Source organism: Schlesneria sp., from assembly GCF_036405755.1.
GTDB classification, from domain to species: domain Bacteria; phylum Planctomycetota; class Planctomycetia; order Planctomycetales; family Planctomycetaceae; genus Schlesneria; species Schlesneria sphaerica.
Genome location: NZ_DASWWZ010000555.1, coordinates 1 through 15,320, shown reverse-complemented (window position 1 = coordinate 15,320; position 15,320 = coordinate 1). Strand labels below are relative to the sequence as shown.

The following is a 15,320-nucleotide window of genomic DNA, read 5'->3' as shown; positions in this document are numbered from 1 at the left end:
AAGAGGGCAAATTTCTCTGCGGAGGCTCTTGATAAGAAGGGGGCGGGGAACTTGTTGAAGCCTCTGGGAAGGGTGGGCAGAGCGGGCCCCGGGCGCTAAGCAGACATACAGTTCCAGTGGTACGTTGCCTGATTACCATTGCCCACGTCTGTCCCGCCAGCGTCCCGTGATTCCGCGTCAGGAAGTTTCACGATGTGGTCACGCTGCGGCACCCCATTTGCCAACTGTTTCGGGTGAGTTGTCTTCCGCTTGCCGCGTCTGGCCCCGCATCGGGCTCTTTTGCTGGCAGTGGAAACGACTCGGAAAAACTGACCGCCGCGCGGCTCAACGGGACGGAACTCAGAAGATAACTCCCGCTCGGGAGGGATCACTCTCCGCGCGGTGAGAGCGGTTAACTGACAGAAACGCTGTGCAGCGATTTCTGCTGCGCTTGAGCACTTCCGGCTGGATCTCAATTCAACGGTGTACCGGTCCCCGATCGGATGAGGGCTGGTCGCTTCACATGCACGAAAGAAAGGATTGACCTATGAAAGCACTCTGCTGGCATGGCACCGGAGATGTCCGCGTCGACACGGTTCCGGATCCCCGCATTGAAGATCCACGCGACGCGATCGTCAGAATCACGGCCAGCGGGATCTGCGGGTCGGACCTGCATCTGCTGAACGGGTTTGTCCCGACGATGAAGAGCGGCGATGTGCTGGGACATGAACCGATGGGGATCGTGGAAGAAGTGGGAAGCGAGGTCCGCAATCTCAAGGCGGGTGATCGGGTCGTCATTCCGTTCACGATCTCGTGCGGCAGTTGTTTCTTCTGTCAGAAACAACTTTATTCGTGTTGCGACGTTTCCAACCCGAACGCGGAAATGGCGAAGAAGGCCATGGGGCATTCTCCGGCGGGGCTGTTTGGATTCTCTCACTTGTTTGGTGGATTTGCGGGGGGACAGGCAGAGTATCTGCGCGTCCCGTATGCGGATGTCGGACCTCTCAAGATCGAATCAGACCTGCCTGACGAGATGGTCCTGTTTTTATCAGACATTTTTCCGACGGGTTACATGGCGGCTGAAAACTGCGAGATCGAACCTGGCGACACCGTTGCCGTGTGGGGTTGCGGTCCAGTGGCCCAGTTCTCGATTCAGAGCGCCTGGCTGTTCGGTGCCGAACGTGTCATTGCGATCGATCGGGTGCCAGAACGTCTCGAATTAGCGCAGAAATATGGTAAGGCCGAGACCATCAATTTCGAAAAGGAGAACGTGCTGGAGCGCCTGGATGAAATGACCAAAGGGAGAGGCCCGGATCGGTGCATCGACGCCGTCGGTTGCGAGGCTCACGCCGCAGGAATGGCAGGGGCGGTCTACGACAAGGTTCGCTCGACTGTCTCTGTGACGCCCGATCGGGGATATGTGTTGCAGGAAGCAATTATGGCCTGTCGCAAAGGTGGCACGATCTCTGTCCCCGGAGCCTATGCCGGCTACCCGGACAAACTTCCCTTCGGCGCGTTCATGAATAAAGGCCTCACGATGAGAACGGGCCAGACGCACATGCAGCGTTATATGAAGCCGCTGTTCGAGAAGATTGCGGCAGGGCTGATCGATCCGTCGAGGATCATTACTCATCGGGTCAGCCTGGCGGACGCTCCAGAAGCTTACAAGACGTTCCGAGATAAGAAAGACGGGTGCATCAAGGTGGTCTTGAAGCCCTGACCACTCGTGAAGTGAAGCTGAACAGCGACAGCCTGACCCAGCAGCGGTTCTGATTTCAGTGCGGCCGCTACAGGGTTAGGTGTCTGCGAATTGCAGGGCGACAACAGATCTGAAATGGAAGTCGAAATGGGGGAGGGGAGATGCTGCTGTTGGTTGGGTTGGTAGTGGGGGTGGGCCGGGGTCTCAGCAGGATTTTTTCGCTTCGTCTCAAGTCGGGTCCCCGATAACCTTATTCCTTGTTTGAGGCCCCTGTTTCGTCCAGTGGGCGAAAGATGATCACACCTTGCGGGAAATGACAGATCCAGAGTTCTTCCTCTTTCATGGCGACACTGGCGGCCACTTCGCGCCCCAGAAGTTGAATCTTCTTACTGATCGATTTCTCGGTCTGTGACTGATCTCGCTTAAACAGAATACGCAGGACGATCGTTCGTTCCTGGTAAATCTCGCGACCGGCAAAGGCTCCATCGACTTCGTAAAGAGAGAAACCGTCGATGGCGTCGGCGGGCGCTTTTGCGCTACGCTCAATCAGCTTGGATTGCAGGAAGGTGTAGAGTTTGGCGAGTGTCTCGATCTTCTTGGGAATGTAGATTTCAACGCACTCGAAAGGCGTTGAAGGAGCCCACGCGGAAGCACGCTGTTTTGATGCCATCAGGATGTTCTCGCAGAGGCTGGAGACGAATTCCGACGTGAGTCCGGTTTGTGGTTATTCTGAGGATGCTTCTGGTCTGGGACAAGTTCTGCATTCTCGGCCGGAACAATCTTGCCTCCGTATCGGTTGGCGTAGACCTGGGTGAACTCGGCACCGAAAAAGATGATCTGGGCCGAATAGTAAACCCACACCAGCAGGACAATCAGTGATCCCGCGACTCCATACGACGAGGCGAACGTCGTTCGACCCAGATAAAGGCCGATGACAAATTTGCCTATGTTGAAAAGGACGGCTGTCATGAAAGCTCCCAGCCAGACGTCCTTCCATTTGATTTCGGCATCGGGCACGTATTTAAACATCATCGCGAACAAGAGCGTGAATACGAGAAGCGATGCGACGAAGTTTGCCGCCTGCGTGAGTCCCTCGAATTGACTCAGCCAATTGAAAAGATACCCTCCGGCAAACGACAACCCCGCGCTGATAATTAAGGAGACCAGCAGCAGGAAAGCGAAACTCATCACCATCGCCATGCTGAAAAACCGGTACCGAATGAAAGACCAGAGACCCTGGCCCGGTTTGGGGGTCACATCCCAGATGGTATTCAGGCTCTCCTGCAGTTGACCGAACACGCCAGAGGCACCGAACAGCAGGGTGACGAGCCCCAGAATCGTCGCCCACGTCCCGGTCTCGGGCTGATTCGCACTTTGCAGCATGGATTGGATCGCCTCGGCTCCCTGCTCGCCAATCATCGATTGAATCTGCGATTCGATTTCACCGCGGGCCGCTTCTTCTCCAAAAACAGAGGCCGCGACACGGAGGGACAGGACGAGCAGTGGGGCGATCGACAGGGCGGTATAGAAAGAGAGTGCCGCCCCCAGTCGAGGGACGTTGTCTTCGCTCCAGTCACTCGCGGTTTGACGGAGTAAATTCCAGGCTTCTCGCGACATCAGTTTTATTACCACACAACTTCTCCCTTGGGGTCTCCCTGGTGGCATGGCGGCCTTCCCGTCGAACAACGAACGGATGGCCGGGTTCTATTTGTGGAGAGCGGGGGAGTCCCTTCCCCCGGTGCGCCAGTTCTGCAATTGAAGTGCCGAGACGGTAGTCCGTTTTTGTGTGAGCCGGTTCACGAGACGGGGGGCACACAGGTTGGCGGAACGTCGGCGGAGGGGCAGTGCACGCCACGCCTGAACTTGCGTTTTTGAAGCAGCAGCGACACATTAAATGTGTACGCATGGCTAGTGGTTATTCTGGTTGGAGAGAGTGCGCGATTCGGGTTGGAAAGCTCTCCCAGCCGAGGTGAACCTCCTCTGCAAGGTGCCACATGAATATCAGTCTCTTTGGGTCGCACGTCGCCACTTCACGTCGAGAAATGTTGAAACGGCTGGGGTTTGCCTCATGCATCGGTCTGGTGGGGCGACCTCGAGAGATGCAGGCTGCAGAGCGCAGGTTGGATGTTCCATTCGACCGGCTCGTCCAGTCGTTCGGTTACGACAATGAAGGACCTGGGCTGGCAGTACTCGTCCATCAGAGCGGGCAGCCCGAGTACATGCGGTGCGTCGGACTCGCAACCATCAAGGACCGTCAGCCGGTGACGACGGCCACGATGTTTGAGCTCGCGTCGGTCACAAAGTCGATCACCGCAACGGCAATTTTGATGCTGCAGGACCGTCAGCAACTGAAGGTCACTGATGATGTCAGGAAGTATATTCCCGAGTTGCCAGAGTATGACAAGAAGAACCCGATCCAGATCCGGCATCTGGCACAGCACACATCGGGACTGGCCTCTTACATGGACATTCCGGATGTTCTGTCAAAGCACCCTGACTATACGCTGAATTCTGACTATGTTGGAGAATTCGCACGCCAGAACGTACCACTCGATTTTCCCACCGGTCAGAAGTATGCCTATAACAACACGAACTATCTTCTGCTGGCCGAGATTATTGCCCGGGTCACCGACACCACCTACGGCCAGCATTTACGTGATGCGATCTTTGATCCTGCCGGAATGAAGACCGCGTTTGTCAGCGAGGGGCCAGGAAGCGTTCCTGTCGTCGCGGGCCGTGTGGATGCGATCGGCTACGGTCAGGAAGAGGGGGAGTGGAAACCACTCTGGGGGGTGCCACCCGCCCGGCAGGAAAAACTTCTCACCTGCGGCGATGGCGCGGTGTGGTGCAGTCTGGAAGATATGCTGGCCTGGGACAGGGCACTTCGGGCCAAAAAACTGATGAAGCCCGATACGGCGAAGCTGGCGGTCATTCCCTCACGTACGCGAGATAGCCGAACCAATCCCTACGGTTATGGGTGGGAACTTTACTACAACAATCCAAAACAATTGAACGGCTTTGGACACGGGGGAGGTTGGGGCGGTTTCGGCACCTACTACTACCACGACATTCTGACCGGGATAACGACGGTGATGCTCGGAAATGGCCGCCCGATCGACATGAACAAGTTTTGGTACGCGCTGATGGACCTCGTCAACAAACACGGGCTGTCATAGCAGGGATGCGGCGATTCGTACTCCACACTGTGACAGTCCCGATGGACTCGCCCGGCTGTATCTTGCCGCAGCCACCGTCATCATGACCTTTCATCGATGATCAACAGGGGTGATACGCGGAGTGGCCTGCGTGTGCTGTGTTGCGCCGAGGGGTTGGGCATCTGGAGAGAGGCCCAACTCCCTTTTAGGCGGCGTCACCCTATCTAGGGCGTGATTTGAGTCCCCATTTTTCGTCGAAGAAGTCTGCCGCGACGATTTTTCCCGGGTAGCGGGGACTGGGCGGGGTGCGGAGGTCGATGATGGCCCAGTCGGGAAGCTTTGGAACCTGACGTGCGTTATTCAAATAGTCGTATTCCCGGTAGGTAAAGCTGCTGTTCAGCACCACATACTTTTCGGGGTTCAAGGGGTTCGGATAGACGAGCACGGGGGCATGGTGCGCGGCATCGAATGTCTGTCCTCCCACGCGAATTTCAGAGTCGGTCCATTGAATGGGCAATTTGCCGGCGATTCGAGACAGAATCTGATTGGCTTGAGAGTCACCCCACAGGATCAGGTTCGACTGGGCCAGATCCTGATCGGTGATCTCCGTGTCCTGTTTTACGATGGAATCGCCACGCATTTGCATGCGCCAGTGCGTCACAGCATGTTCCAGTTCGGCATCCACCCATTGCTGCACCGCCGTGTTGCGGCAAGGTTGACTCGGTTTGACGAAGATGAATGAGTCCATTAGCGCGTCGTCGATGGGACCTTGCAGTCCATGCTTCTTGCGAAGGCCACTCGGTTGTCCCGCTTTCCAGTTTGTTCCATCGTGAATCAACGACCCGTTCGCGGGAAGGTCGAACGGAGCACTGTCATTGATCCGAACCTTGCGCGGATGACCTTGCGGAGGGTTCACGGTCAGTGCCGTGACATTGCGGGCCGTGATGTGAAGTTCGTCGCCCACCGGTTTGACAATCACACGCCCTTCTTCCCAGTGCTGATTCAGTCCGTCAATTGTCAACCAGTGCATCCGGTTGTATTTCAGGGTGTAGGTGACAAGCTGAACTTGTGACGGTTTGCGGTCAATCCCCTTGCGGGCCCACTCGGCGAGTTTCGCTTCGATCTGTTTGGCCGATTCCGGATGAATGCTGTGGGCCGTCATGGGACCGATGATGTGCAGTAGCTTCATCCCTTCCCGTTCAAAAGCCGCTTCCATGATGTCAGCCGCCTGCTTCTGGGAATCCATGTCACCGCTGTAAGCGACGGTCGGAAGATGAGCCAGATTGGCTGCCACATCCGGGCAGTCATACATGTGCCAGAGCGCCCGCTCGTAGGGAGTGGGATTCAGGGTTTCCTTCTGAAAGAACTTCAGGAATTCGGGTGTCTCGGAAAAACCGGCACCGGGATTCGCTGCGAACCATTGATCGGGATAGTGGACGGCGAATTGCCAGCAGGCTGCTCCTCCCATGGAAAAACCGCGAACGGCAATTCGATCGGGATCGATCCGATATTGCTGCTTGACGGCTTCCAGCACTTCCAGAGTGTCGATTTCCCCTGCCAGCTTGTTCGCATTGCAATAGCGACCATACGGATGAGCAACGAAGGTATTTTCGGGCGAAATGGGACCCACATTGCGCGAACGGTCGTTGAGGAAATTGACTTCGCTGAGAACTTCGCCACGTCCGTGAAACCAGAAGTCGAGACGGTGGGCTTCTGATCCGTCGAACTGGTAAGTCGCGGGAATAACCAGCCCATACGGCTGGACGGTGCGGTCAATGCGGGAAATGTATCCTCGCACGACTAAACCGGTCTGCCTGGTCCAGGGGGCTTCGCCCGCCAGCAACTGATCCGCTCGCTGATGCCCCTGTTGCAAGAGACTCTTGCCGACGGGGATCTCTTTGGCGTCAAAAAACTCCTGGTACCGTAGTGCCTGATCGACGGCTCGATGGAAGATCAGAATGTCCGGCAACAAGCCCTTCACTGTCGGCGAGGCGGATTGGCTAAGTCGCTCGATTTTGGCTTGCAGTGAGGTCAGTCCTTCGGTCAGTTCCTGACGGTCTGCCTCGGGGACTTCCACACCGAGCTTCGGAATCCGCCGGACCTGATCCACCTGGTTGTCGGCCGGACCATCGGCGAGCAGTGAATGTGTTGCCCACCCGATGCAGGAAAGGATGGCGATAAACGCGATCGATGACGCACGATGGACGACAGACACCATGTTCGGTTCTTCCGTTGCGGGGTGGAAAGTCACGTGACACAGAACAGATCGAAGTGAGACGGTGGCGCCCCACTGTGGTGGGGCGCCACCCGTGGGTCAGGAGAGTGAGTGGACGACGAGCCCCGACAGGAGCTTGGGGTAGAAGTAGGTACTCTTGGGCGGCATCGTTTCTCGATTGGCCGCGATCGTCTGAACATGCTCAATGGAGGCGGGGGCAACCAGGCATCCAAGCTGATGGGTCTTCGCGTTCAGCGCGGCCGTTGTTTCCTCCAGTCGATGAACGTATTCGAATTGAGGAGTGCCACCGAGCTTCTTGAACAGCAGCTCTTCCAGCAGCAGTTTGTGCAGCAGGCTGACCCCCAGCGATTGCCAGTCTTCGCTGTGGTCGGCGGCAAGTGATTCCATAAGGCTGGGGTCGGTCACTCGGACGAACAGCCATTTCCCATCGGCGGCGGTGCCAAAGCCGAAGACATCCTGTCCCCCGTCGGCTTCGATCAGTTCCCACGCCTCTTGCGCCCCTTTGTCACCCTGTTCGAGGACATCAATTTCGCAGCAGGATTTCAGTGCATCCACGACTTGCTGCGACGTGAGGTCGGCAGGCAGTCCCGAGACAATTCGGTGCGTAGGAAGAATCTGCAGTCCAGGATCCTGCATTCCCACGAGCTGCATCAGGACGAAGTTCGGGGCCGCAAGATCGTCCGTCAGCTCACCGGCGGCGGTCAGTTCCTTGCGATAGTTGAGTGCGGTTTCATAGCGGTGATGCCCGTCTGCGATAAAGACTGGCTTGTCACGCAGTTCGGCTTTGACCTTTCCAATCAGCGCGTGATCCTTGATGACCCACACGCGGTGGATGACGCCGAGATGGTCTTTGGCGAGTGACGGCGTCAACTTGATACAGGCATCGTCGAGTCCCTTTTGCAGTGAGCCTGTTTCATCGGGATAGAGTCCGAAAATCGGAGAGAGGTTGGCCCGAGTCGCGCGAATCAGGCTGAGTCGGTCCTGCTTGGGGCCTGACAGAGTCTGTTCATGGGGATAAACGTTTCCGGTTCCAAACTCTTCCAGCCGGACGCGCGCCAGAAAACCGCCCCGGACGAACGTCTTGCCTTCCCACTTGAATTCCTGCGAGTAGACGTAGATGGCGTCTTCCTGCTCTTGCAGCAGAACCCCGTCAATCATCCAGTGCTTGATAAACTCGGCAGCGCGATCGTACCGGGCCTTGGGGTCGGGATCCGCTGGCTCGACGCGATTCAGTTCCAGTCGAATGAAGTTGCAGGGGTGCTTTTTGTAGAGCTGATCCTGAAATTTGCTGTCGATGACATCATAGGGTGGTGTTACCACATCCGAGAGGTCACCTACCTGAGAGACGTCGTAACGCCAACCACGAAACGGACTGACTTCAACCATTTTCAATCAACCTTGCTGCAACCGGAAACGGCATCGGCATCCAAAGCTCGATGCGTGGCATCGAGAGATGCGATGACAGGCATAGGATGAAGGAAGTTCACTAATGGTTCAAGGAGAGACGGAGAATCGTTGTTTCGTCAGGTCCGCCCCTCATCTTCGCACTCTCGCACGGCCTTTGCCAGGACCGTACTGGTCCGCGTGACTGCGTCGAGAGTGCTGCGTAACTGCTGCAACAGGGGGGCGAGTTGCTCTTCTTCCATCGTGCGGCTCACGACGTCGTTCCAGTCCTGGCGTGCGGCCTCCCAGGCGGCGGTGAGTTTGTCACCGGCCATTTTTAGCTGACCGGCGCCGTCTGTCAGATTCCCCAGAGTCATGATGGATGCAGTCCGGCGCCAGAGTGGAGAAGATAAAAAAGTGGAGAAGATAAAAAAGGACGCGGGCGGAATGCCGGCGCGACAGGTTTCAGCCGAGTTTCCGTTCCAGTCCGAGCTGATGGAAGTAGTGCGTCACCTTGGCCTGATTCTTCAGCAGCCAGTCGATTCCAGGTTCGTTGTGCATGGCTTTGTGAATCGCCTTTGCAGTCGCCTGCCGATTCGTTTCGAAAAGGATGTTGTGATCCACTTCGACTTCCGTCACGCTGGGGTCGAGCCAGACAGAGATGATGATTCCGAGATCGTTCGCCTTTTCCTTGGGAATATCGCCGGCCCGGACCGCGTCGAGAACCCCGTTGGCGATGCCCGCCTGGACCGTCCCCATCAGGATGTTGGTGTACTTGGTGTCTTTGACGGTGACCTTGCTGACCATCAGGGTGACAGGTCGCACCTGAACATCGCAGTTCAGAATGGCAAACACGCGGGAATGGCCTTTGGTCTGATCGCCGATCAGGTTGGCGATCGCATAACCGACCGGACCATCGAGTTCGCCGATCACCACTTCGGGTTCTGCGGCCGAGTAGGCTGGTTCGGCTTCGACCAGAGCTTCACCGGTTCGCATGACGATTCTCTCTGACGCCCGCACTTTGCTGACGGCTTCTTTCTTACCCGCTTTTTTCTTTGGCATCTGCTTCGATCTCTGTTTTTTGCAAATGAGTTTGGTGAACGTGTCGCCGTGTATCGTGGCGATCCGCAGGGGCGATCGTCAATTCAACGGAGCGAATTCAACGGCAAGGAAATCGGAGCTCTTAAGCTCACGTTTTGTCCCTAACTGCGTCAGCGTGACGTTGCTAACGCGAGGTGATTCCGGCGTTTGCAACGATTAATCCCATTGCAGAATCGGGGGCGGGTCACTTTGTCTTTGGGATCGCGGCCCAGACTTGACGGCAGCAGTACGAACGACGAGAATTCCGCGACTTCGAGCCATAGAAAGCGTCCCGTTGGTTTGGTTGGCCTTGTGGACGGCGTTCGAAGGAGTTTTTCAGTCCGAGCAATCGGTCGAAAACTACTCGGTTGGGCTTTTTTCTCGCACCGTTTCGGAAGCGTGATTTCGTCCCTGCTCGATACAGCTGACATCGCAGTGAGATTTGAGCTCGTAGCTCAGTTGGTAGAGCAACGGACTTTTAATCCGTAGGTCCTGGGTTCGAGTCCCAGCGGGCTCACTGTTGCAACAAAGAGGGAAGGGTGCCCGAAGTGGTGTCCCTTCCCTCTTTTTGTTTCTCGCGATGGTTTCTTTATCTGCCTCTCGGCAGGGTTTACGGCTCGGGGGCTCTGTGGTTGGCGCGGACTGACTGCAAAGTCTACGCGTGAACCGTATCGGCTGGCGGATTTGAGTCAGGTGGTGATCATCGCCGCGCCGGGTGGAGGCATGCCGTCGGCAGTCGCATTTCGCACGGCTTACCTCTTTGTGCGCGGAATCAATGTGCTTGCTCTGCCGGCCGGCAGTCACTACCTCCGTTTCTGTCTGATGGCGGGGAGTTTCGTGAGCGCCAGGATGCCACGAGGTAGCGAGACTGAGGTTGACTGGCTGGTTTGTCGCCCGTTGCTGCTGGTCTTTACACGCGTTGCAGCCAGATGCTGCCCCCGATGTTTTTCATGCTCAGAGGCATGAATTCCTCGAGTTTCTCGGGGTGAAACAGGCCCAGGAAATGGTTCCAGATACGAACCTTGAAGGCGGAGTTGTACTGCAGAAACGATCGCAGGATGTAAGCTTCGTTCCAGAACCAGCGTCGATTAAGAACCCATTTCTCGGGGTATTGAAATGGGTAGTGGATGTCATGGAAGTGGATGAAGACCCCCGGCGGAAGGCGAGGAAGGATGTCGAACAGGATGAAATTGATGTCACTGCCCACTTTGGCCACATGTGACGAATCGATGAACAGGATGTCATTGGCCTCCAGTTGATCAAACCGGCTCAGTTCGACGTCCTGTACCCGCTTGGGGATGACCTCTGCGACGCGGTGATCCGCCTCTTTAAACCGCGACTGCAGTCGTTGCGGATAGGGATCGATGAACGTCATGCGGATTGAGTTATCAAAAAATTGCTGGTTGGTGTCGAGCATTACGAACGAGGAGTAGCCCGACCCGACTTCGATAATTCGCTTCGGCCTGGCATGGCGAATCATGCTGTAAAGGAAGAGGGCGTCGGCATATGAGTAGAACGGATTATTGAAAAAGTATCGTAATTCGGGTTGTGCTTCTTCGGCAAAGGGTTGTTCGGCATAGAACTGCTTCAGTTCGTTGAGTAAGGCGAGTTGTCCTGATGCGTTCAGGTCGACACCCCCAAGTTCGCGGAGCGAGCGATCGAAGATGCGATCGACATCTCGGCGGACTTCTTGGATTGAGGGGATGGGAGAGTAGAAAGAGCAAGGCGAGTAATCACCGAATCCTGCAAGCCGGGTAAGCCGGTTTTGCACTTTCTGTAGCAAGCTCATCGAGAGTGCTCCTTGGAGCGGGGGCAGTGGTTCGAGTGTGGCCAAAAATTGCGGGCGAATGCGCAGTAAGATCCCGGAATATTGGACAGGGCTGTCCGAAGGCTTAGTGCAAGAACGAGGTGCTTCCGTTGCCGATCGTCGGCGACGCTCAAGTCATCTTATGAGTTGTTACAGAGTGTCATACTCTGCTTTATGAACTGAGCAATCAGAATATCGTGCTGTAGAAACCTCCGCAAGCAAATTAATTCGTGGCCCACGTGGCACCTGGCCTACGGAGTACGGAGCGGGGCGGATCTCAAGGTCGGAAAATTACAGTCGTTAAAGTTTGCTCAAGGGTTGTTGCGGTCGCATTCACGGCGGACTGGACAGCGAATTCGAAGCGGTACGTAAGTGGGGAAGATTGTTGTGTGGCTGTAATTTACGATGCGACGCGACGTACTGGAAACCTTACATCGGGAGCTTCGTTTACGGAGTTCCGCGAACGCTAGTGTGCTCACCATCGCGCCTCCAGATTGGCATGTAATGAACCGCCAAGTGTATCGGACGGGTTCAAAAAATATTCCAGTATTTATGCGCACGGCGAACGAAAGCGGCGAGAAACAGTCGCAAAAGGTCGTCTGGCGCAGGGCGAGAGAAAGGAATCTCTCAGCGACCGGCGGCGACCAGCATGGCTGTTCTTCGGTCTGTGATTCTCATTTGGGTTTGAAGCTAACTCGCTCGTCCAATGAACTAGATGATTACCATTACCGCGGTCATCTTTCATTGCAAGAACTTTTTTGTTTTTTGCTTACGCTTTAATGCGTATATCAGTTTCTGCGGACGAGGCATTATTGGGCTCGAAGAAGAGAGAGGGTAGAGGGCTGTTGACTCTTAGCAGCAGGGCGGGAAATTTTGATGGCGGATCCCGCTGAATATTAAGTCGAACGCTAATCGAGGGTTCTAGCGGCCGGGTGATGTGGCTTTTCGCATCATGCCCCGAATGGTTTCGAGTGAATCGGCCTGCTCAGGTTTTTTGTCTCGCCGCCAGCGTGCGATGCGAGGAAAGCGGACAGCGATACCCGATTTGTGACGCTTTGAGACCTGGATATCTTCAAAGGCCAGTTCGAAGACGAGTTCCGCGGTGACCGCTCGAACGGGACCGAACTTTTCAAGCGTGTGTTCGCGGATGTAGCGGTCGACTTCGCGAATTTCCGCATCCGTCAGTCCCGAATAGGCTTTGGCGAAGGGCACCAGCGAGCCACCGTCCCAGGCGGCAAAGGTATAATCGGTATACAGACTGGCTCGCCGGCCGTTACCGCGTTGCGCATAAACCAGGACGGCATCACATGTGTAGGGCTCAATTTTCCATTTCCACCAGAGTCCCGTTACGCGTCCGACTCCGTACTCGGAACTGGCTCGCTTGAGCATTAACCCTTCGACTTTGGTTTCGCGACTCGACTCTCTGATACGACGCAGATCTTCCCAGGAATCACTTTCGATGAGTGGTGAGGCCATGATGGAGGAGTTCGATGGCTGTGCCGCAATCATTGCGTCGAGGCGCTGCCGGCGTTCGGAAAGTGGGAGCTTCCGGAGGTCTTGCCCGTTTTCTTCCAGCAGGTCAAAGGCGACAAACCGGACGGGAACCTCGGCCAGTAGCTTCTTTCCAATCGTCTTACGACCAATCCGTCGCTGCATCTCGCTGAACGGCAGGACTCCCCCCTCGTTCCAGCCGAGAATTTCGCCATCCAGGACTGTTCCATCCGGTAACGCCGCGACGGGCTGAACCAGTTCGGGAAAGCGTTCCAGCATCGGTTCTTCACCTCGCGACCAGACGAAGGATTGGCCACCCCGGCGAATTACCTGTCCGCGGATACCATCCCACTTCCATTCGACGATCCAGTCGTCAATGTTCCCCAAGGTTGCTTCATCACCGTCGGTGGGATGAGCCAGACAGAAGGGGTAGGGCTTACTGGAATCGCTTTCTCCGCTGTCAGGAGCCAGCAACCATGTGAAGAAGTCGGGCACGGGTTCCCAGGTTCCCATGAGCCTATGCGCGATGACCGCCGCATCCACTCCGCTGGTTTCGGCCAAAGCACGAATCACCATCTGCTGTGCGACCCCAACGCGAAAGCCTCCAGTGACGAGTTTGTTGAAGACAAACCGTTCATAAGCGGAAAGGTCCCCCCAGGCTGTGATCATGGCTTCGCGGCAGTCGGCGTCGGACATCTGGCTGAGGGGGCGAATGCGATTTTCGATCCAGTCCGTCAGTGAGGTTGTCGAGCCGGTAGACTCTTCCGGCATGAGCAGGGCCATGGTTTCTGCCAGATCGCCGACGGCCCCATAGCATTCATCGAACATCCAGTCGGGGACCTGGCTTGCGCTGGCACACCACTCGCGCAGTCGACCGGTCGAGATCAGGCGTTTGAAGCGTCGCCCACTGAGGAAGTAGATCGCCCACGCGCCGTCGCTGGCGGTGCAGGTGGAGAAGTATTCTCGCATCGCCGTAATCTTGCGGCTGGTTTTTGTCGTCTCGTCGAGTGCCCGGTAGAGTTGCGCGAACTCGTTCACGTCTGGGTCTCCTCGTCCCCGGCACTATCGATGTCGACAGCATCAATGTCGACATCGTCCCTTTCTCCTACGAATTCGGTGTGCAGCGAGAGGGCGTCGTATCCAGCTTCCCGCAGCCACTGCACCATGGGCCCGGTGCGGCCGTGGGTGGCGAGGACTCGTTCGGCACCTGTGGCCTGGATGGCTCCCAGCAGTCCGGGCCAGTCGGCGTGGTCCGAGATGACGAAGCCTCGATCGACCGCGCGTCGTCGTCGAGCACCCCGAACCTGCATCCAGCCAGAGGCGAACGCGGTGGAAATCTCACCAAAGCGCCTCATCCAGGGGGTACCATTCGCGGACGGTGGGGCGAGAATCAGGGCGCCTTTCCAGTCCTTGCGCCCGTAGGCAGCGCCCGCGTAGGTGGTGGGAGGGAGTGGGATTCCGGAGGCGATGTAATCGCGGTTCACCCGTTGAACCGCGCCGTGGCAGAAGATGGGGCCGATCGCCGGGTCGACACAGGAGACGACGCGCTGTGCTTTCCCGAGCGAATACGCGAAGATCATGGAAGCCCGTCCCTCGTCACGATTCGTACGCCACCATTGATTCAATTCGTCGGTCACGATGCTGTCTGCTGGCCAGCGATAGATGGGCAGTCCAAACGTGCACTCGGTAATAAACGTGTGGCAGCGTACGGGAGTAAACGGCTCGCAGGTGGAATCGGGTGCGACCTTGTAGTCGCCCGATACCACCCAGACTTGTCCCTGAAATTCCAATCGCACCTGAGCGGATCCCAGGATATGACCCGCTGGATGAAGCGAGAGCTTGACTCCATTCACAGAGAGCTCTTCGCCATAAGCGAGGGTGTCGATGGGGGCGCCGGGCTGCATGCGGGTTTGGAGGACCTGGCGTCCCTGAGAGGTGGTCAGGTATCGCTCACTCCCTGGTCGAGCATGATCTCCGTGCGCGTGCGTAATGACTGCACGCACGACGGGCTGCCAGGGGTCGATGAAAAAATCGCCCTGTTCACAATACAGACCCCGATCGGTCACTGATATCAGGTTCGCCATGGTCCGATTCTGAAAATGCATCTTCTGAGGTTTAACCCGTTGCTTGCAAATACGGTTCCACCGGGCGAATGCTGGCAGAAAGTTTCTCCTTGGAAAGTTTTTCCGGGGGGATGAGTCTCATTTGCGCCACTGGCTTTCAGGCTGGCTCCAGTCCCGGTGTGCAGTCTTGGATCATGATTTGCTCCTTGAGGGATCGCACAGAAATCTCTAGAAGTGTCCCGAAAATGAGCGTTTGTTTCCTGTTAATTCGGCGAGTTTCTGGCGGTTAATCGGTTTATGGATATACAGGAAAAACTTTCGATCCTGGCTGATGCGGCCAAGTACGATGCGTCCTGCGCGAGCAGCGGATCGAAGGGAACGCGCGCGGGAAGTCGGCTGGGCAGCACTGAGGGGATGGGGATTTGTC

General features: G+C 56.4%; 11 protein-coding genes, 1 tRNA gene and 1 pseudogene. 4 read left to right on the top strand and 9 right to left on the bottom strand.

Annotated elements, in window-relative coordinates:
* Positions 1–526: 526 nt before the first annotated feature.
* Entirely contained in the window at positions 527–1,699 is a 1,173-nt protein-coding gene (locus VGE80_RS18650; protein ID WP_373649158.1) for a zinc-dependent alcohol dehydrogenase, read from the top strand.
* 229 nt (positions 1,700–1,928) lie between these two features.
* On the opposite strand, the gene VGE80_RS18645 is transcribed toward VGE80_RS18650, so the two are convergent.
* Together VGE80_RS18645 and VGE80_RS18640 are read right to left on the bottom strand one after the other, a co-directional pair.
* On the bottom strand, positions 1,929–2,348 hold the full coding sequence (locus tag VGE80_RS18645) for a hypothetical protein (RefSeq protein WP_373649157.1): 420 nt from the start codon (positions 2,346–2,348) through the stop codon (positions 1,929–1,931).
* A complete protein-coding gene (locus VGE80_RS18640; RefSeq protein ID WP_397568560.1) occupies positions 2,348–3,310 on the bottom strand; it encodes a YihY/virulence factor BrkB family protein in 963 nt (320 codons plus the stop codon). The genes VGE80_RS18645 and VGE80_RS18640 overlap by 1 nt, the downstream gene beginning before the upstream one ends.
* 362 nt (positions 3,311–3,672) lie before the next feature.
* Here VGE80_RS18640 and VGE80_RS18635 point away from each other — a divergent pair, with 362 nt between their 5' ends.
* Positions 3,673–4,854: a serine hydrolase domain-containing protein gene (locus tag VGE80_RS18635; protein ID WP_440593709.1), complete on the top strand. Its 1,182-nt coding sequence runs from the start codon at positions 3,673–3,675 to the stop codon at positions 4,852–4,854.
* A gap of 199 nt (positions 4,855–5,053) precedes the next feature.
* Here the strand turns inward: VGE80_RS18635 and VGE80_RS18630 are convergent, their stop codons facing one another.
* From VGE80_RS18630 to fae, 4 genes are all read right to left on the bottom strand, one after another.
* Entirely contained in the window at positions 5,054–7,051 is a 1,998-nt protein-coding gene (locus VGE80_RS18630; RefSeq protein ID WP_440593708.1) for a prolyl oligopeptidase family serine peptidase, read from the bottom strand.
* Positions 7,052–7,147: 96 nt separating this feature from the next.
* Complete coding sequence (locus VGE80_RS18625; RefSeq protein ID WP_440593707.1) at positions 7,148–8,455, bottom strand: DUF1015 domain-containing protein; 1,308 nt, start codon at positions 8,453–8,455, stop codon at positions 7,148–7,150.
* A 137-nt stretch (positions 8,456–8,592) separates the two neighbouring features.
* Positions 8,593–8,829 carry a hypothetical protein gene (locus VGE80_RS18620; protein WP_373649152.1) on the bottom strand — a complete coding sequence of 79 codons (237 nt, stop codon included), beginning with the start codon at positions 8,827–8,829 and terminating at the stop codon, positions 8,593–8,595.
* An 88-nt stretch (positions 8,830–8,917) separates the two neighbouring features.
* On the bottom strand, positions 8,918–9,514 hold the full coding sequence (gene fae / locus VGE80_RS18615) for a formaldehyde-activating enzyme (protein ID WP_373649151.1): 597 nt from the start codon (positions 9,512–9,514) through the stop codon (positions 8,918–8,920).
* A gap of 462 nt (positions 9,515–9,976) precedes the next feature.
* Here fae and VGE80_RS18610 point away from each other — a divergent pair.
* Positions 9,977–10,049, top strand: a tRNA-Lys gene (locus VGE80_RS18610).
* 393 nt (positions 10,050–10,442) lie between these two features.
* Here VGE80_RS18610 and VGE80_RS18605 read toward each other — a convergent pair.
* The 3 genes from VGE80_RS18605 to VGE80_RS18595 form a co-directional block, all read right to left on the bottom strand.
* The gene (locus VGE80_RS18605; RefSeq protein ID WP_373649150.1) at positions 10,443–11,321 is read right to left on the bottom strand and encodes a class I SAM-dependent methyltransferase; all 879 of its coding nucleotides are present in this window, start codon (positions 11,319–11,321) and stop codon (positions 10,443–10,445) included.
* 939 nt (positions 11,322–12,260) lie between these two features.
* Positions 12,261–13,868 (bottom strand): ATP-dependent DNA ligase, encoded by a 1,608-nt coding sequence (locus VGE80_RS18600; protein WP_440593706.1) that lies wholly within the window; start codon positions 13,866–13,868, stop codon positions 12,261–12,263.
* Positions 13,865–14,914, bottom strand: coding sequence for a ligase-associated DNA damage response exonuclease (locus VGE80_RS18595; RefSeq protein ID WP_440593705.1), 1,050 nt, complete (start codon positions 14,912–14,914; stop codon positions 13,865–13,867). Before VGE80_RS18595 ends, VGE80_RS18600 begins: the two co-directional genes overlap by 4 nt.
* A gap of 276 nt (positions 14,915–15,190) precedes the next feature.
* On the opposite strand from VGE80_RS18595, the pseudogene VGE80_RS18590 reads away from it, so the two are divergent.
* A pseudogene (locus tag VGE80_RS18590) lies at positions 15,191–15,320 on the top strand (putative DNA modification/repair radical SAM protein); the annotation flags it as partial.